This is a genomic window from Wenzhouxiangella indolica, assembly GCF_042310355.1.
Taxonomy (GTDB): domain Bacteria; phylum Pseudomonadota; class Gammaproteobacteria; order Xanthomonadales; family Wenzhouxiangellaceae; genus Wenzhouxiangella.
The window spans coordinates 600,311-615,971 of the sequence record NZ_JBHJMR010000001.1 but is presented as its reverse complement, the minus strand read 5'-3'; the positions used below and the strand labels follow the sequence as shown (position 1 = coordinate 615,971).

General features: G+C 65.4%; 15 protein-coding genes, 3 tRNA genes and 1 other RNA gene. 5 read left to right on the top strand and 14 right to left on the bottom strand.

The features are described from left to right. Positions 1 to 23 precede the first annotated feature (23 nt). Both ACDC67_RS02950 and ACDC67_RS02945 read left to right on the top strand, forming a co-directional pair. A complete protein-coding gene (locus ACDC67_RS02950; protein ID WP_376690435.1) occupies positions 24 to 731 on the top strand; it encodes a response regulator in 708 nt (235 codons plus the stop codon). After that, positions 728 to 2,707, top strand: a complete 1,980-nt coding sequence (locus ACDC67_RS02945) for an ATP-binding protein (protein WP_376690434.1) — start codon at positions 728 to 730, stop codon at positions 2,705 to 2,707. The genes ACDC67_RS02950 and ACDC67_RS02945 overlap by 4 nt, the downstream gene beginning before the upstream one ends. Here the strand turns inward: ACDC67_RS02945 and ACDC67_RS02940 are convergent. Genes ACDC67_RS02940 through msrA form a run of 4 tightly spaced genes read right to left on the bottom strand, consistent with a single transcriptional unit; the run spans position 2,692 to position 5,293 of the window. Then, positions 2,692 to 3,294: a transglycosylase SLT domain-containing protein gene (locus tag ACDC67_RS02940; protein WP_376690432.1), complete on the bottom strand. Its 603-nt coding sequence runs from the start codon at positions 3,292 to 3,294 to the stop codon at positions 2,692 to 2,694. The two genes, ACDC67_RS02945 and ACDC67_RS02940, sit on opposite strands and share 16 nt — an antisense overlap. Before the next feature lie 38 nt (positions 3,295 to 3,332). Next, positions 3,333 to 4,091 (bottom strand): SDR family NAD(P)-dependent oxidoreductase, encoded by a 759-nt coding sequence (locus tag ACDC67_RS02935; protein ID WP_376690431.1) that lies wholly within the window; start codon positions 4,089 to 4,091, stop codon positions 3,333 to 3,335. Positions 4,092 to 4,119: 28 nt separating this feature from the next. Continuing rightward, on the bottom strand, positions 4,120 to 4,845 hold the full coding sequence (locus tag ACDC67_RS02930; protein ID WP_376690429.1) for a histidine phosphatase family protein: 726 nt from the start codon (positions 4,843 to 4,845) through the stop codon (positions 4,120 to 4,122). Beyond that, on the bottom strand, positions 4,820 to 5,293 hold the full coding sequence (msrA, locus tag ACDC67_RS02925) for a peptide-methionine (S)-S-oxide reductase MsrA (RefSeq protein ID WP_376690427.1): 474 nt from the start codon (positions 5,291 to 5,293) through the stop codon (positions 4,820 to 4,822). Before msrA ends, ACDC67_RS02930 begins: the two co-directional genes overlap by 26 nt. 126 nt (positions 5,294 to 5,419) lie before the next feature. Between msrA and sbcB the strand changes: the two genes are divergently transcribed. Next, entirely contained in the window at positions 5,420 to 6,880 is a 1,461-nt protein-coding gene (sbcB, locus tag ACDC67_RS02920) for an exodeoxyribonuclease I (RefSeq protein WP_376690426.1), read from the top strand. Between the two features lie 286 nt (positions 6,881 to 7,166). On the opposite strand, the gene ACDC67_RS02915 is transcribed toward sbcB, so the two are convergent. Continuing rightward, positions 7,167 to 7,412, bottom strand: a complete 246-nt coding sequence (locus tag ACDC67_RS02915) for a hypothetical protein (RefSeq protein WP_376690424.1) — start codon at positions 7,410 to 7,412, stop codon at positions 7,167 to 7,169. A gap of 223 nt (positions 7,413 to 7,635) precedes the next feature. On the opposite strand from ACDC67_RS02915, the gene ACDC67_RS02910 reads away from it, so the two are divergent. Further along, complete coding sequence (locus tag ACDC67_RS02910; protein ID WP_376690423.1) at positions 7,636 to 7,923, top strand: ComEA family DNA-binding protein; 288 nt, start codon at positions 7,636 to 7,638, stop codon at positions 7,921 to 7,923. A 66-nt stretch (positions 7,924 to 7,989) separates the two neighbouring features. On the opposite strand, the gene recR is transcribed toward ACDC67_RS02910, so the two are convergent. The 3 genes from recR to dnaX are packed head-to-tail and all read right to left on the bottom strand — an operon-like array spanning position 7,990 to position 10,615. Continuing rightward, positions 7,990 to 8,583 (bottom strand): recombination mediator RecR, encoded by a 594-nt coding sequence (recR, locus tag ACDC67_RS02905; protein ID WP_376690422.1) that lies wholly within the window; start codon positions 8,581 to 8,583, stop codon positions 7,990 to 7,992. A 13-nt stretch (positions 8,584 to 8,596) separates the two neighbouring features. After that, positions 8,597 to 8,911 carry a YbaB/EbfC family nucleoid-associated protein gene (locus ACDC67_RS02900; RefSeq protein ID WP_376690420.1) on the bottom strand — a complete coding sequence of 105 codons (315 nt, stop codon included), beginning with the start codon at positions 8,909 to 8,911 and terminating at the stop codon, positions 8,597 to 8,599. A 15-nt stretch (positions 8,912 to 8,926) separates the two neighbouring features. Beyond that, positions 8,927 to 10,615, bottom strand: a complete 1,689-nt coding sequence (dnaX, locus tag ACDC67_RS02895; protein WP_376690418.1) for a DNA polymerase III subunit gamma/tau — start codon at positions 10,613 to 10,615, stop codon at positions 8,927 to 8,929. Positions 10,616 to 10,781: 166 nt separating this feature from the next. Between dnaX and ffs the strand changes: the two genes are divergently transcribed. Continuing rightward, an RNA gene (ffs, locus tag ACDC67_RS02890) (signal recognition particle sRNA small type) lies at positions 10,782 to 10,879 on the top strand. A gap of 10 nt (positions 10,880 to 10,889) precedes the next feature. Here ffs and ACDC67_RS02885 read toward each other — a convergent pair. From ACDC67_RS02885 to ACDC67_RS02860, 6 genes are all read right to left on the bottom strand, one after another. Beyond that, positions 10,890 to 12,707 (bottom strand): polysaccharide deacetylase family protein, encoded by a 1,818-nt coding sequence (locus ACDC67_RS02885; protein WP_376690417.1) that lies wholly within the window; start codon positions 12,705 to 12,707, stop codon positions 10,890 to 10,892. Positions 12,708 to 12,746: 39 nt separating this feature from the next. After that, positions 12,747 to 12,836: transfer RNA gene (locus tag ACDC67_RS02880), tRNA-Ser, on the bottom strand. Positions 12,837 to 12,923: 87 nt separating this feature from the next. Continuing rightward, a tRNA-Ser gene (locus ACDC67_RS02875) sits at positions 12,924 to 13,014 on the bottom strand. 130 nt (positions 13,015 to 13,144) lie between these two features. Then, positions 13,145 to 13,243: transfer RNA gene (locus ACDC67_RS02870), tRNA-Ser, on the bottom strand. A 330-nt stretch (positions 13,244 to 13,573) separates the two neighbouring features. Next, positions 13,574 to 14,419: an SAM-dependent methyltransferase gene (locus ACDC67_RS02865; RefSeq protein WP_376690415.1), complete on the bottom strand. Its 846-nt coding sequence runs from the start codon at positions 14,417 to 14,419 to the stop codon at positions 13,574 to 13,576. After that, positions 14,420 to 15,262, bottom strand: coding sequence for a glycine/sarcosine N-methyltransferase (locus ACDC67_RS02860; RefSeq protein WP_376690414.1), 843 nt, complete (start codon positions 15,260 to 15,262; stop codon positions 14,420 to 14,422). Positions 15,263 to 15,661: the final 399 nt, after the last annotated feature.

The following is a 15,661-nucleotide window of genomic DNA, read 5'->3' as shown; positions in this document are numbered from 1 at the left end:
GACCGTTTCCGGAAAACACGCGTATGAGCCAGCGAGTCATTGCCATCGTCGAAGACGAAGACAGCCTGCGCGACAACTACCGCGAGGCCCTGGAGCGCTACGGTTTCGCCACGCGCGGATACGCCAGCCGGGGCGAGGCCGAATCGGCCCTGGCCGGCCCCCTGCCCGACCTGGTGATCATCGATGTCGGCCTGGGAGACGAGCCCGAAGGCGGCTTCGAGCTTTGCCGCGCCCTGCGCCAGCGTTCGGCCGGTCTTCCGATCATCTTCCTGACTGCCCGCGACAGCGACCTCGACGCCGTCTCCGGCCTGCGCCTGGGCGCCGACGATTACCTGACCAAGGACATCTCCAACCAGCACCTGCTGGCGCGAATTCTCGCGCTGTTCAGGCGCATCGAGGCGGTGCGCGAACCGCGGCGACGCGACGCTCCGCTGCGCGTCGGCTCGGTCGAGCTCGAGCCGGACACGATGCAGGTGCGCTGGAAGCGACAGGCCGTCGCCCTGACGGTGACCGAGTTCTGGATGGTGCACTGCCTGCTTGAGCGCCCCGGCCACGTCAAGGCCCGCCGGCGCTTGATGGAGGCCGCCAGCCTGCTGGTCGATGAATCGACGGTGACTTCGCATATCAAGCGCATCCGCCGCAAGTTCGAAGCGCTCGACCCCGCCTTCGACCGGCTCGAGACCGTCCACGGCGCCGGCTACCGCTGGCAGGCGGACACGGGACCGGCGTGAAACTCGGCCCGCGACTGGCGCTTGTCTCGGCCCTGGTGCTGAGCCTGCCCCTGGCCGGCTGGCAAATGGTCCGATCGCTGGAATCATCCCTTCGCGACAGCTACCAGCAGGCCCTGATCGATACCGCCCGGTCGGTCGCCGACGAGCTGGCGGGTCTGCCCGCGGCGCTGCCGACGGACTCGGGTTTCTATGTCCACACCGCCGAAAGCGCGTTCGTGGTCGACGGCCATTCGAATGACTGGACCCCCTGGCTGGAGCAAGCCCGGGTGCTGCCGACCTCCGACCCGGGCGCATCCCGGGCCCGCGTTGCGCTGGCCGAGCACCGCGACCGGCTTCATGTCCTCGTCGAGGTCGACGGGTCCGACCTCGTCCTGACCCGCCCCGGCGAAGGGTCCGGCGATCGGGTCGAACTCGAACTCGTGACGTCCGAAGGAAGCAGTCGGGTCACGCTGGCACCGATGGCGCCGGGCTGGTTCTCCACCCGCGGCGAGGCGGGCTGGCCCCGGGTCCAGGCCGCGCTGCAACCGCGGGAAGCGGGATGGGCCCTGGAAATCGCGCTTGAGTCGCCGGCCCGCGTTTCCGAACTGGGGATCCGCGTCATCGATTTTGGCCGAAGCGGCGAGCCCGCATCAGGCACGCGACATGCCACCGAACGACCGCAAGCGCTGATTCGCCCGTCGCCCGAACTGGCCCAGCGGCTGGCCGCCCTGCTGCCGGACCGTACGCGCGGCTGGGTCATCGGTCCGGACGCCTGGATACTGGCGCGCGCCGGCGACACGCGCTTGCCCGACCGGGGCCAGGGCGACGAGGCCGCCTGGCTGCTCGCCACCACCGCGGCGCGCCTGCTCGGCGTGCTGCCGGCCGCCTCGCCCCGTCGCGACCCCGATCTCGACCGCCTCGATGACGGCGAGCTGGGCCGGGAACCGACCGCCAACTGGTACCAGCTTGCCGCCGGCGACGGTTTCGTGATCAGCGCCGGGGCGCCGATCATGCGCGACGGCAAGATGGTCGGTCATGTTGTCATCGAGCGCCCGGCCGACCGCTTCATGGCCGGCGCCTATCGGTCGCTGCTGCAGTTGTTCGTGTTCGGACTGGCGGCCATGCTGATCGTGACCGCGGTACTGGTTGGCTACGCCGCCCGGCTGTCGAACCGCATCCGGCGCTTGAGCGATGCAGCCGAGTCGGCCATCGGCGAGGACGGTCGGGTTCGGGGCGAGTTACCGGCGCCCGGCGGCAGCGACGAGATCGCCGACCTCGGCCGCAGCCTGTCCGACCTGGTGGCGCGCCAGCGCCAGCACCAGGACTACCTCCAGACCCTGGCCGGCAAGCTTTCGCACGAACTGCGCACGCCGCTGGCCATGATCCGCTCGTCGCTGGACAACCTGGCGGAAGTCGACGACGAGGCATCGAGAGCGCGCTACCGGCGGCGCGCCGAAGAAGGCTGCCTGCGCCTGCAGGCGATGTTCCAGGCCATGAGCCAGGCCGCCCGCGTCGAGGAAAGCCTGGCGGACGAGCCCCTGGTCGAGCTGGATCTCGGCGAGCTCGTCGAGGGCTATGCCGCGGGCTGTCGCGAGACTTTCTCGCAACATCGCTTCAGCGCGGTCGTACCCAGGCGTGGTAGTGCCCGGATCGCCGGATCGGCGGAGCAGCTGGCCCAGTTGCTCGACAAACTGGTGGAAAACGCGGTCGACTTCAGCCCGGCGGGCAGCCGCGTCACGCTACGCGTCGTACCGCAGGGTTCGACGGTCTCACTGCAGGTGGACAATCCGGGCCCGGGCCTTCCGGAGGGCCGCTCCGAACGCCTGTTCGAATCCATGGTTTCGACGCGAACCGGCGGCGCCCACCTTGGGCTGGGCCTGCATATCGTGCGCCTGATCGCCGCGCGCCACGGGGGTCGGGCCCGGGCCATCGACCGGCCCGGCGGCGTTCGTTTCCAGGTGGACTTCGAAAAACTCGGGAATCAGGAACTGCGGTAGCGGCGATAGAGGATGTTGACGCGGCGAACGTACTCGCGGGTTTCCGGGTACGGCGGGATGCCGTCGTGGCGGCGAACCGCGTTCTCGCCGGCGTTGTAGGCGGCAATGATCCGCTCCAGGTCGCCGCCAAACTGCTCGTCCAGCCAGGCCAGGTAGGCCACGCCGGCGGTGATGTTGTCGAGCGGATCGAAGGGATTGGCGACGCCGAAGCGGCGCTGGGTGGCCGGCATCAGCTGCATCAGGCCCTGCGCACCGGCGTGCGAGACCGCCTCGGGCTCGAACCAGGACTCGGCGTGCATGATGGCCCGCACCAGGGCCTTGTCGACGCCGAAAATATCGCTGGCCGCCTGGATCTCGGCGTCGAAGGCGCTCGGCTCGAGCGGTGTTCTCTGCCAGTCCACGCCCTTCCGGCAGGTGCCGTAGCAGCCCAGGTTGTGTACCCGGTAGCGGTTGCTGTCGGGCTTGCGGTCGGTATAGACCGTCACGCCGTTTTCGTCGGTATAGGTGTAGACCTGTGCCGCGGCATCCGAGGCTGCCAGTACCAGCGCCAGCGCCGCCAGCAAGATCGCGCTATTGAGTCCCTTCATGATCCCGGTCATCCTGCCCTCATCCTGAAATCCGCCGACTAGAATCCGCCGGTCACCGACAGGCCGCCGTCGGCAGTGATTACCTGCCCCGACAGCCAGCCGGAATCTTCCCCGACCAGAAAGGCGATGACGCGGCCGATATCGTCCGGCTCGGCCAGCCGCCTCAGCGGCGTGGTCGTTTCAAAATACTTGACCATGCGCTCATTTTCCAGCAGGGCCTGGGCGAAATCGGTCTTGACCAGCCCGGGCGCGACCGCGTTGACGCGAATGCCGTCGGGACCGAGCTCGAGAGACAGATTGCGCACCAGCTGGTTCTCGGCCGCCTTGGAAAGGCCGTAGGCGCCGATCAGCTTGTTGCCGAACTGCCCGGCGATGGAGGAAACCAGTACCACGGCGGCGGTCCCGGCCCGGGCCAGGTGCGGCCGGCTCAGGTGCGCCAGCCGCATCGAGCCGTAGACATTGTTGTGCATGATTACATCGAAGGCTTCGAGATCGACGTTGTCGGAAGGCCCGTAGACCGGATTGCTGGCGGCGTTCATGACGACCGCGTCCAGGCGGCCGTAGTGGGCGACAGTCTTGTCGACAAGCGCCTGCAGTTCTTCCTCGCGACCGATATGGCAGGCCACGGCCAGGGCATCGCCGCCTTCACCCCGAATGGCCTCGGCGACCGACTCGCAGCTGTCCTGGTTGCGACTGGAAATGACCACGGCCCATCCGCGCCGGGCCAGGAGTCGCGCTGCGGCGCGTCCGATGCCCCGGCTCGAACCGGTAATGATCGCGACCTTCGACTCGCTCATGGGTTTGCTTCCCCTCGTTGGTGACGGCTCAGGCCAGCGTGCGCAAGTCGCCGGATTCGAGATGACGCGTGCAATTGCAGCGCTCGATGCGCCAGGCGCCCTCGACGAGCGCCAGCTCGCTGACCGACGCATTGTACAGTTTCACGGCCAGATCGCGCTGCCAGGCCAGCTCGCGGCGCCCCAGCTCGGCCAGCACGGTGGCGATCACGCCGGCCGAGGTCACGACGATCACGCTGCGCCCGGCGTGGACGGCCGCCTCCCAGGACGAGCGCGCCAGAAGCACGCGCCGGCGAAACGCTGCCCAGGTGCCGACCACCGGATCGACCAGGCCGTCGCTCTGCCAGGCGGCCATCACCTGCGGGAACCAGGCCAGCAGGATGTCGAGATGGGCCACGGGATCGGTCAGCTGGTATCGAGGCGGCACGGCCAGGCCAAGCCGGTCGGCCTGCTGCACGGCCGCACGGACGAGGCCGTAGGTTGAAAACTCGTTGAGATCGGTGGTGCGTCGAACAGTTGCATCCTTCCCGCCGGCCAGCGGCGCGAGAGTCTGACGGTGCCTGAGGAGGGTTCCCGACCATAGATCCGTTCGTCCGGCGGTTCGCTCCGCCAGGCGCTCGGCAAGGCGCCGGGCCTGGTGGTGGCCGCGTTCAGACAATCGATCGTAGTCGTCGCTGCCCAGGCTGGCCTGGCCGTGGCGGACCAGGACCAGCCGGGGCGGCGATTCGGCGTCAGGAGACTGCGCAGCTGCCGCCATTCTTCGCCAGGTACTGCTGGTGATAATCCTCGGCCGGCCAGAAGGTGGCCGCCGGCTCGACCGATGTGGCGATCGGCGAGGCGTAATAACCCTCGGCGTTGATCTCCGCCTTGATGCGCTCGGCGATCTGTCGCTGCTCGTCGTCGTGGACGAAGATAACGGAGCGATACTGCGCGCCGACATCCGGCCCCTGCCGATTGACCTGTGTGGGATCGTGCAGGGCGAAGAAGGCGCGCACGAGTTGCTCGAAATCGATCCGTTCCGGGTCGAAGGTCACCTCGCAGACTTCGGCATGCCCGGTCTGGTCGCTGCAGACCTGCCTGTAAGTCGGGTTGTCGACGTGACCGCCCATGTAGCCGACCGTGGCATCGAGCACGCCGGGCATCTCCCGAAAGCGCATCTCGACACCCCAGAAGCAGCCCGCTCCGAAAGTGGCTTTCTCAGACATCAATCCTGTCTCCTGCCCGAAGTCTCGGGCGATTACGAATCACGAATCATATCCGACCATGGCGGGGGCAAAAAATTCGTGATCGATTGTGGCCTCGCGCCGGGCTCTGTGGAATCATGCACGGCCATGAGCGACGAAACCTTCCTGTGGTACGACTTCGAGACCTTCGGCGCGGATCCGCGCCGGGACCGGCCCGCCCAGTTTGCCGCACGCCGCACCGACGCGGCGCTCGATCCGATCGGCGAACCCGAGATGATCTACTGCCGTCCCGCCGACGACATGCTGCCCCAGCCGATGGCCTGCCTGATTACCGGCATCAGCCCGCAGACCGCGCGCGAGCGCGGCCTGCCGGAGAACGAATTCGCCGAGCGCATTTCCGAGCTGATGAGCCGGCCGCGGACTTGCTCGGTGGGCTACAACAACTTCCGTTTCGACGATGAAGTCGCCCGCCACATGTTCTGGCGCAACTTCATCGATCCCTACGCCCGCGAGTGGGCCAACGGCAATAGTCGCTTCGACCTGATCGACCTCATGCGCATGACGCGGGCCGTGCGGCCGGACGGCATCGAGTGGCCCGACTACGACGACGGTCGACCGAGTTTCAGGCTGGAGGATCTCGCTGCCGCCAACGGTCTCGACACCAGCCGGGCGCACGACGCCCTGGCCGATGTCGACGCCACGATCGCCATGGCCCGGCTGGTCAGAAAGCACCAGCCGAAACTCTGGGCCTGGGCCCTGGATCTTCGCAACCGCGATCGCATCGACCGCATGCTCGGGCAGCAAGAGCCCTTGCTGCACGCGTCTTCGCGCTTCCCCGCCCTGCCCGGCTGCGGCGTAGCACCCATCGTGGCGCTGGGACGGCACCCCCGGTTTGCCAGCCAGTGGCTGGCCTGGAACCTGAACGTCGACCCGACGCCGTTCCTCGATCTGACCGCCGGCGAACTCTCCGATCGTTACTGGACCGCTTCGGCCGACCTTCCCGAGGGTGTGAGCCGGGTGCCGGTGAAGCTGATCCGCAACAATCGCTGCCCGATCCTGGCGCCCATGAATGTGCTTGCCGACTCGCGGGCTGAAGCACTCGGCATCGAGCCGGCAAAGCTGCATGAGCGTGCAGGGCTTGTCGCGCAGCGACCCGATTTCGTCGAGCGCCTGAATACCCTGTTCGCCGGAAGCGGCAGCCAGGCCGGCAGCGCCGATCCCGAGCTCGATCTCTACGGCGGCTTTCCGCCCGGCAGCGACCGCCCGGTCATACAGCGCGTCCAGGGCCTGGAGCCCGGTCAGCTGGCGCGAATGCACGCGCCCTTCCGCGATGAACGACTCAACGAGCTGCTGTTCCGCTACCGGGCCCGGCTATGGCCGGAGACCCTGACCGCGACGGAAAGGGAGGACTGGGAGCAATATCGCCGCAGGCGGCTGATCGACGACCCGGAGCTCGGCAGCGTGCGCCTGCCCGAGTACGAGGATCAGCTCAAGACCCTGATGATGGAGCGCCCGGGAGAGGCGGTTTTGTTGCGCCAACTGGCCGAGTGGCCGAGCGAAATCAAGGCACCACGCTACGATGATGGCGCCAAAACTGAAAATCAATGAGTTACAGCCACCTCATCAAGTAGTGTCTTCGAATGTTATGCACAACTGATTGATTCCCTCCTTGACGGAATCTTGACGCCAGTATGAAGCCTGGATGTCAACCCTTTTAAACATAACCCATTGTTTTTAAAGTTATTTACCTGACTGAGCATTAATTGATCAATCCGCTTGAAGTCCGCTGACCAGCCGATCGAAGGGATTTTGCCCACAAGGTTATCCACAGCTTTTGTGGATAAAGCCCGAAGCGCGCCTCAAACCGCTGTTTTGTGACGTGAATCACGCCAAATCAAGCGGCCAGACCGGCCAGCGGCAGCTGGGATTGCCCGGGGTGCAGCCCGTCGTCGCGACGGATCGCCTGGCGCAACAGTTGGTCGCTGCGCGGCGAGACGAACTCCACCACGCTGCCGTCGTCGAAGCGCATCATCATCACCACCGGTGGCTCCCCCTTCCTGCCGGGGCGCGCGATCACGCCGCTGATGGTCTTGCCCACGATCTCGTCCCGGATGTGACTGCTGCTGACTCGCGTGCTCATGTCTGGAAAACTCCCGTTGTTTGACTGCAGGTTCATTCCACCACGCCGATTTCTCAAAACCTGAGAAGGCGGTTTTCCGAACATTCAAAGCGCTTTTGTACTACAGCAGATCGTTGCATTTTGCCGATTCGCGAGCAGCTGGCTCCCCGGGACAATGTGCCCAACGTCGGGCGACACCCCGGCGGAAACGCGAAACCTCATGCAACGAAACAGGAGATTCATCATGATCCGTAACGCACTCATTGCAATGATCCTTTCCCTGGCCCTGGTTCAGACCGGTCTGGCGCAGGACATGAAAGTCGACATCAACACCGCCAGCGCCGAGCAGCTGGCCGAGGCGCTCGACGGCGTCGGCCCCGCCAAGTCCGAGGCCATTGTCGCCTATCGCGAGGAAAACGGCGATTTCGAGCACATCGACGAGCTGGTCAACGTTCGCGGCATCGGGCTGCGCACGGTCGACCAGAATCGCGAGCGTGTCGAGCTCGACGCCGAGCCGAGCTCCGAAGGCTGAGGCACAAGGCAACCGCCGCGATCGGACCCCTCCGCCGCTCCCGGCGGAGGGGTCTTCTCGTGGCGATCAGAGATTCAGGCGGGAGTTGAAGGCATGCGCGAGCGTAGAACGATCAGTGTGCTCGAGTTCTCCGCCCAGGGGCACACCCTGGGCCAGGCGCGACGTGCGGATGTCACGCGAAATCGCCATCTCACGCAGGTACTGCGCGGTGGCCTCGCCCTCGACCGTGGTGTTGGTGGCGATGATGATTTCACGAACGCCTTCCTGGTCGAGCCGCTCACCGAGCAGATCCAGGCCCAGATCCTCCGGGCCGATGCCGTCCAGGGGCGACAGCCGCCCGAGGAGGACAAAGTAGCGGCCCTCGAAGCCCGTCGCCGCCTCGATCGCCAGGACGTCGCCGGGACTCTCGACGATGCACAGAACCTCGCTGGAGCGCCGTTCGCTGGCGCAGATCCGGCATTCCTCGTCGCTGGTGAAATTGCGGCAAAGCCGGCAGCGGCGGATATCGCGCATCGCCGTTGCCAGCGCGTCGGCCAGACGCCGACCGCCCTCGCGGTCGCGCTCGAGCAGCTGCAGCGCCATGCGCTGGGCCGAACGCGCGCCGACGCCGGGCAGGCAGCGCAGGGCCTCGAGCAGCTCGTCGAAAGGATCGGCGCTCACGCGCGAGTCGGCCTCAGAGATTGAAGCCCGGCGGCATCGGCAGACCACCGGTCAGACCCGCCATGCGCTCCCTGGTTATCTCCTGGACGCGCTTGACGGCATCATTGATCGCCGCCGCGACCAGGTCCTCGATCATCTCGCGATCGTCGGCGACTTCCGGATCGATGCTGACCCGGCGCACCTCGTGCTTGCCGTTCATCTGAACCTTGACCAGCCCGCCGCCGGCTTCGCCGATCACTTCCAGCTCGGCGAGTTCTTCCTGTGCCTTCTTGAGATCTTCCTGGACCTTCTGCGCCTGCTGCATCATTTGCGCGATATTGCCTTTCATATCAGTGACTCCGTGTCAGTGACTCCGTGTATTGATCGGGCGAATGGATTCGCGCACGACTTCCGCATCGAACTGCTCGACCAGGCGCTGCACGAAGGGATCGGTGTCGATCGCCTCCTCGGCCTCCGCCTGTGTTCGGGCCGACTGCTGCTCTTCGAGCACCGCCGGCGTGGCCAGTTCGACATCGTCGACCGGCTCGATGGTGATCCGCAGCGGCTCGCCGGCCCACTGCGTCATCGCCTCTTCCAGTGCGCTACGAAAGCGCTCGCTGATGAGCACCATATCGTCACGCGCGGCCGTGAACTGCACCTTGGGGCGATCGAAACGACCGACAACCAGCATGGCCGCCACCGTGCGGAAGGAATCGCTCAGCGGCAGCTCCTCGAGCACCCTCGGCCAGGTCTCCGGGCCGAGAGGGACGGACGACGGCTCGTCCCTGGCAGTGCTCGTATCGGATCCGGTTGATGCCGCAGGCACCGGCTCGGCCGCTTGAACCCCGGCGCCGGGCCCGGCGTGCGATTGCGCTCCGGCCGGAGCGCCCCCGGCACGCGCGCCGGCGCGCGATGGTGCGCCGGAACCCGCCGCCGAACCCTCGCTCCCGCTACCCGTGCCACCGGCAACCTCGACCGGGCGAAACGCGAACATGCGCAAGATCGTCATCTCGCAACCGCTTCGCTCCGAAGGCGCCAGCGGCAGGTCGCGCCGACCGGTGATGGCAATCTGGTACCACAGCTGCACGTCCTCGGCGTCGAGCTTTCCGGCCAGGGCGATCAGTTCATCCCAGTCGGCGCGGCTGTCGTCGCGGTAGTCGCTGAGCTGCTGGATCAGGGCGATACGGTGCAGCGCCTCGGCCAGGTCGGCCAGCAACTGCCCCATGCCGCGGGCCTGGGCGAAAACCTCGGCCACGGCACCGACGGCGGCGGCCGCATCGTTGCCCGCCAGGCCTTCGAGGATGGCGTGCACGTGGCGCTGCTCCACGCTGCCGAGCATGTCGCGCACATCGGTCTCGAGCAGCTTGCTGCTGCCGGCCAGGGCCTGGTCGAGCAGGCTCAGCCCGTCGCGCATGCTGCCGTCGGCCGCGCGCGCCAGCAGGTCAACGGCCGCGTCCTCGGCTTCGATGTTCTCGGCCGCGAGAATGCGGCGGATCTGGCCACCGATCTCCTCGGTATTGAGGCGACGCAGGTTGAACTGCAGGCAGCGCGAAAGGATCGTGACCGGGATCTGCTGCGGATCGGTCGTCGCGAGCACGAACTTGATGTGCTCGGGCGGCTCCTCGAGGGTCTTGAGCAGGGCATTGAAACTGTGACGCGAGAGCATGTGCACTTCGTCGATCAGGTAGACCTTGAAGCGACCCCGCGTCGGGGCATACTGGACGTTGTCGAGAATCTCGCGGGTATCGTCCACCTTGGTGCGCGAGGCCGCGTCGATCTCGAGCAGATCGACAAAACGCCCCTCGTCGATGGCGACACAGTTTTCGCATTCGCCGCAGGGCGTACTGGTGATGCCCTGGGCACAGTTGAGCGACTTGGCGAGGATGCGCGCAATGGTGGTCTTGCCAACCCCGCGCGTTCCGGTGAACAGGAAGGCATGATGAATCCGCCCCTCCGCCAGGCCGTTGCCGAGCACCTTGACGACGTGCGACTGGCCCACCAGCTCGGAAAAATTGCGGGGCCGCCACTTTCTGGCTAGTACCTGATAACTCACTGAATTAAAAACCGTTTATTAACCATGGACCGGGCGCCAGACCGACTCGGGGGCGCTGCGACTCTGTCACGAGAGAGTTTACACGATCGACTTCCGGCCCAATCCGGGGAATCCGCATTCGGCTTGTCAGGCCGGCCACGGTAATGGGATAATACGCGTTGGTCCCCACCGGTCTTCCCACACTGGTCTTCCCGTCAACCCCGTCAGGCCCGGAAGGGAGCAGCGGCAGCGGGTCGAACAGGTGCTGGGGTCGGGCTGGTGGGGGCCTTCTCTTTCAATCCTGCGCCGGCGCCACGAAGCGATCGTGGAAGACGCGGTCGCGCGGAATCATCTCGACGATCGCCGCTTCACCCGGCGCCAGTGATTCGACAACCGCCACCCGGTAAACGGAATCGCCTTGCACGCGTTCGTAGGGCTGGATCGACTGCCCGTCGATCCGGACCTGCCAGGGTCGGGCCGCGCCGGCCGGCGCCTTGACCCAGACCGATGCGCCAGCCACCGGCGCACTACCCTGGTTGCTGACCCGAACACGCACCCCAGCGCCGGCTGCGGTCAGCTGCTGCATTTCCAGGGCGGAGCGCGCCAGCCACCACTCGGCGATTTCATCCTGGCGTGCCATCCAGATATCACCGCGCGAGATGGCGTACGCCAACAGGTTGTCGACGACATCGAGATGTGGCTCGATCACCCAGGGGTGGTGCAGCCAGGAGAACAGGCCCCGCCTCGAAACGACGTAGTCGAGCTTGTCGAACCAGATCGCCTGGGCATCGGCCGCGCTCAAGTCGTACTGCTCGAAAAGATGCCAATCCATGGGCATGGAAGGAGGAAGCTGGAGCAGATCGCCGCGGAAATGCGGTAGGGTTACGTTGCTCCAGGTGTCCGCGTCTCCGGAATCGTGCGTGAAACCGAGATCGGCCAGGGCCTGCCAGGTGGTCGAGTCCTGCGACAGGTACGGCGCCCGGAAACCGCTCAGGCGCTCTCCTGGCGGCATCAGGGGCTCGATCAACCCGCGCATGTCGTCCAGGCGCTGGTACTGCTCGGCGTAGGACAGCCCATTGAAACTGGCATGAACGTCGCCGTGGCCGGCCAGTTCGCTGCCCGCGGCCAGAATCGCCTGAACCACGCCCGGATGCTCCTGCGCCCCGCTCGTGCCGGCGTCGCCGCCGGCGCGGCCCACGGTATAGAACGTTCCGAACCCCTGCAGGCCCAGTCCGTCGAACAAGTCGAGCAGCGCGGGCACGGCCGTTTCCATGGCAGGCTTCTCGGTATCGCCGCTCCAGGCCAGCGCCGCCGAGTGCGCATCGGGCCAGAGCCCGAGTTCAGCCAGCGCTTCGTCGCGGGCCAGCCACTGCACGGCCCGTTCGACGACGGTTTGCCACGACCGGGGCCAGTCCCAGTTGACGTAAACGCCGGGCAGCGCGCCGCTGTAGATGGCGCGCCCGTCGCCGTACCCGACCGCCGTTGTTGCGACAGCGCCGTCCGGCTGCCCCCAGGGCGCGGATGAATCACGCCAGTGACCGGTCGTCTCGGCCAGCCAGGGTACGGCCTCGTAGCTCGGCCAGCCGCCCTGGGACTCGTCGTAGTAGTAATGTCGGGCAATCGCCGGAAGCTGGCTGGCCGGCAAGGTGGTGCCTGCGGCGATCGGACCATCCCAGGCGATACCGTCGGTGGCCGGGTGACCGCTGGTGAAGCGCACCTCGGTCAGTTCATTGCCGTCGGAAGCCGTCACCGATGCCAGGCCCAGAACCGCCTGCAGGCCGAGACCGGAGCGTCCCGTCGCAAGAAGCCCCCCGCCGTCGAAAACCCAATCGCCCAAGGCCTGGGCACCGGCAAGGTCCAGGGAGAAATCCAGGTGGCAGGCCACCACGACCGATGCCTCGAACGACATGGCGCTGACGGGCTTCAGGCGTACGTCCACCCGCTCACGCGCGATCCCCAGTTCCCCCAGCGCCCGCTCGATGCCCAGACAGTCGAGTTCCGAGGACAGGGAATCGCCGTCGTGCAGCAGAAGCACGCTCGCCGCCGCACCCTGGCAGGCGAACGCGAACAACGTTGCCGACAGCAAACGAAGAATCGAGCGGTCGCCGCTCACCGGAAGTTGGCCCCTTTGTTCAATCGTTGCGGAAGGTGATGGCGGAGAGGGAGGGATTCGAACCCTCGAAGGGCATCAACCCTTGCCGGTTTTCAAGACCGGTGCATTCAACCGCTCTGCCACCTCTCCGTATTTGACGGCGAATTGTAAACGCTTGGATGAGATTCTGCGACGATACTCATAAAAAACCCCGCTCAAGGCGGGGTTTTTCAATGATGGCGGAGAGGGAGGGATTCGAACCCTCGGTACGGGAAAACCGTACACTCGCTTTCCAGGCGAGCCCATTCGACCGCTCTGGCACCTCTCCTTTAAAACGTCACTTTCCAGTCAATTCAACCGCCTTGCGGCGGGCGGCCCGTTGGGCCGCAAGAGGGAGGGATTGACTGCGCGCCTTCGGCGCTTGCCCTCCGCTCCGCTCCGGGTTGCTCCGCCCGCTTCGCGGGCTGCGCATCGAGCTCGCTGCGCTCGGTTCGAACCCTCGGTACGGGAAAACCGTACACTCGCTTTCCAGGCGAGCCCATTCGACCGCTCTGGCACCTCTCCAAAACTCAGATTTTAACTATACGCCTGATCGGAACCACCCAAGAATGGGCGAGACTCATTATCCGAATCATGCGGCCGGAGCGGCTTTCAGACCGCGCCAGCGGGCTGAAAAAAGTGCCGGTCGCATTCCCCAGCAGGAGCCCATTCGACCGCTCTGGCACCTCTCCTGAACTGGCCCGAGTTTTACTAGCACTTGGGCCCGAAACGACTCCGGGACAAGCTTCGAGAAGCGACCATGCGACTGGCAGCACTGCTCGGGGCAAACGAGCATTGTACCCAATCCGCCACCAACAAACCAAGCCCGGATCGGATTTATCTGCCGGTCACTCCGGCTTCTGGAACAGGAAGATTCCCCAGGCCAGGTCACCCCGGCGTCCGCCGTCGACCCAGTGCTGAAGCCCGGCCTTCATCTTGCGGATGTAATCGTCGCTGACGCCGCGGCGGCGGAGTTCGTCCTCGTTGGCTTCGAGCTCGCGCTTGACGCGCGCGTAGTGGCGCTGCAACTGGTCGCCGTGGTCCTCCCAGGCCAGCTCCTCGAGGCCGAGCTCTCCCAGGGTCTCGCGGTAGAAACCGGGGGAACCGAGGGAGTCGAGATGGATCCGGTCGTAGATCGGTTGCAGGCGCGCCGGGTCGGCGTCGTCGCACTGCATCGGGTCGGTGAAGATGAAACGACCACCGGGCCGCAGCACGCGCGCCGCCTCGGCACAAACGCGGGTCCGATCACCGGAATGGAGCATCGCATCCTGCGACCACACGACGTCGAAACTGCCGGGCTCGTAGGGCAGGTTGGTGAAGTCGCCGTCGACGACCTCGATCAATTCGTCCAAGCCCTGCTCAGCGTTCTTTCGCCGGTCCCTCTCGTTCTCGACCTCACTCAGGTTGAGCGCGACGCAGTGGCAGCCGAACTCCCGCGCCAGGTAGCGCATGGACCCGCCGTAGCCGGCACCCAGATCGAGCACCCGCTGGCCGGGATCGAGCGCTCCGAGCAGTTCCGCCATGCGGCGCACGGTTCGCCGGCTGGCATCGGCGATGGATTCGTCGTCTTCGCGGTAGAGACCGATGTGGATGTCCTCACCGCCCCAGACGTGAAAGTAGAAGTTGTCGGCATCTTCGCTGTTGTAGTAGTCGCGGGCGGTCTCGACCACGCGGGAATAGGCCTGCTCAGTCATTCACGCCTCCTGTCCGGTCGATTCATCGTTCTGATAGCGCTTCTCGGCGACATGAATGAAGAAGTCGGGCTCCTCACCTTTCTCGCCCGAGTCTTCCTCGAAATCGGCATAGGTCGTGACGTCCTGGAAGCCCACTTCGCGCATGAGCCTGCGCGTGTAGTCGCGACGCAGCGGAAACATGTTCAGATGGAAAGCCGACTCGTCCGGAAAGGTGTACCGGAATCTCGCCAGACCCTCGTCGACGTGGTCGGGCTCGGCCGTTACCTGGTGTCCGCAGTAGTAGTACTTGTGAGTCGAAGAATGGCCGTGGTCCAGGATCGCGTCGTAGTTGCGCTGATCCAGGATCAGACAACCGTCGTGTTTGAGGACGGCGTAGAACTCCGCCAGAGCCTTGCGACGATCATGCTCGGAGAACAGATGCGTGAAAGAGTTGCCCAGGCAGATCACGGCGTCATAGGTGGCGTGGACATCCCGGTTCAGCCAGCGCCAGTCTGCCTGGATGGTGCGCAGGATGTGCCCCCTTCGCCGACCGTTTTCGAAGGCCTTGGCCAGCATTTCCGCTGAACCGTCGACGCTGCAGACCTCGAAACCCTCTTCGATCAGGCGGACCGAGTGGAAACCCGTTCCGGCAGCCACGTCAAGGATACGTTTGGCGCCGCGTTCCTTCAGCAATTGGATGAAGAAATCGCCCTCACTCCTGTAGCGGGCGTCCCAATCGATCAACTCGTCCCATTTATCGACGAATCGATGAACGTACTCCTTCTGGTAGTGATCGGTATCGCGCACCTCGACCGGGTCGCGACCGAAGTCCTGTCTTGCGGGTGAGCTTGCCTGATTCGACATGGTGTCTGGCCTTTCTCCTCTTGTTGCTTGGCGATTGCACCGCCGACGTTCCTGTCGGCCGCTGCCCGGCGTGGTGGGCACGGTCGCTCGTCCGGCCCACTGACGTGGCGCCGCGATCAGGATCGACGGGATTGGCCCGATACTAACAAGGGTCGCCCGCACTTTCAGGCGAACCGCGAGAACTGTCGGATGCCGTCAAGACGCCCGCCCGGAATCGGTGAGCAGCCCGATATTGATGAGCTTTAAATCGCAGTAAATCATTATTTATGTGATACGCATCACGCATATAAGGCGGCCGGCGTGAATCCTGATTGAAGGATACAATCCATTTACGACCGAACTGAAGGATCACGGCGATGACGTCGTTTGACCGGCCCGGTACGTTGCTATACATTTCAC

What these genes read in the sequence shown, in the direction of transcription:
- msrA (WP_376690427.1), bottom strand. Translation starts at nt 5,293, where the DNA reads ATGTCTGAGAAAGCCACTTTCGGAGCGGGCTGCTTCTGGGGTGTCGAG.
- ACDC67_RS02935 (WP_376690431.1), bottom strand. Translation starts at nt 4,091, where the DNA reads ATGAGCGAGTCGAAGGTCGCGATCATTACCGGTTCGAGCCGGGGCATC.
- ACDC67_RS02860 (WP_376690414.1), bottom strand. Translation starts at nt 15,262, where the DNA reads ATGTCGAATCAGGCAAGCTCACCCGCAAGACAGGACTTCGGTCGCGAC.
- ACDC67_RS02950 (WP_376690435.1), top strand. Translation starts at nt 24, where the DNA reads ATGAGCCAGCGAGTCATTGCCATCGTCGAAGACGAAGACAGCCTGCGC.
- sbcB (WP_376690426.1), top strand. Translation starts at nt 5,420, where the DNA reads ATGAGCGACGAAACCTTCCTGTGGTACGACTTCGAGACCTTCGGCGCG.
- ACDC67_RS02930 (WP_376690429.1), bottom strand. Translation starts at nt 4,845, where the DNA reads ATGGCGGCAGCTGCGCAGTCTCCTGACGCCGAATCGCCGCCCCGGCTG.
- ACDC67_RS02865 (WP_376690415.1), bottom strand. Translation starts at nt 14,419, where the DNA reads ATGACTGAGCAGGCCTATTCCCGCGTGGTCGAGACCGCCCGCGACTAC.
- ACDC67_RS02900 (WP_376690420.1), bottom strand. Translation starts at nt 8,911, where the DNA reads ATGAAAGGCAATATCGCGCAAATGATGCAGCAGGCGCAGAAGGTCCAG.
- ACDC67_RS02940 (WP_376690432.1), bottom strand. Translation starts at nt 3,294, where the DNA reads ATGAAGGGACTCAATAGCGCGATCTTGCTGGCGGCGCTGGCGCTGGTA.
- ACDC67_RS02915 (WP_376690424.1), bottom strand. Translation starts at nt 7,412, where the DNA reads ATGAGCACGCGAGTCAGCAGCAGTCACATCCGGGACGAGATCGTGGGC.
- ACDC67_RS02910 (WP_376690423.1), top strand. Translation starts at nt 7,636, where the DNA reads ATGATCCGTAACGCACTCATTGCAATGATCCTTTCCCTGGCCCTGGTT.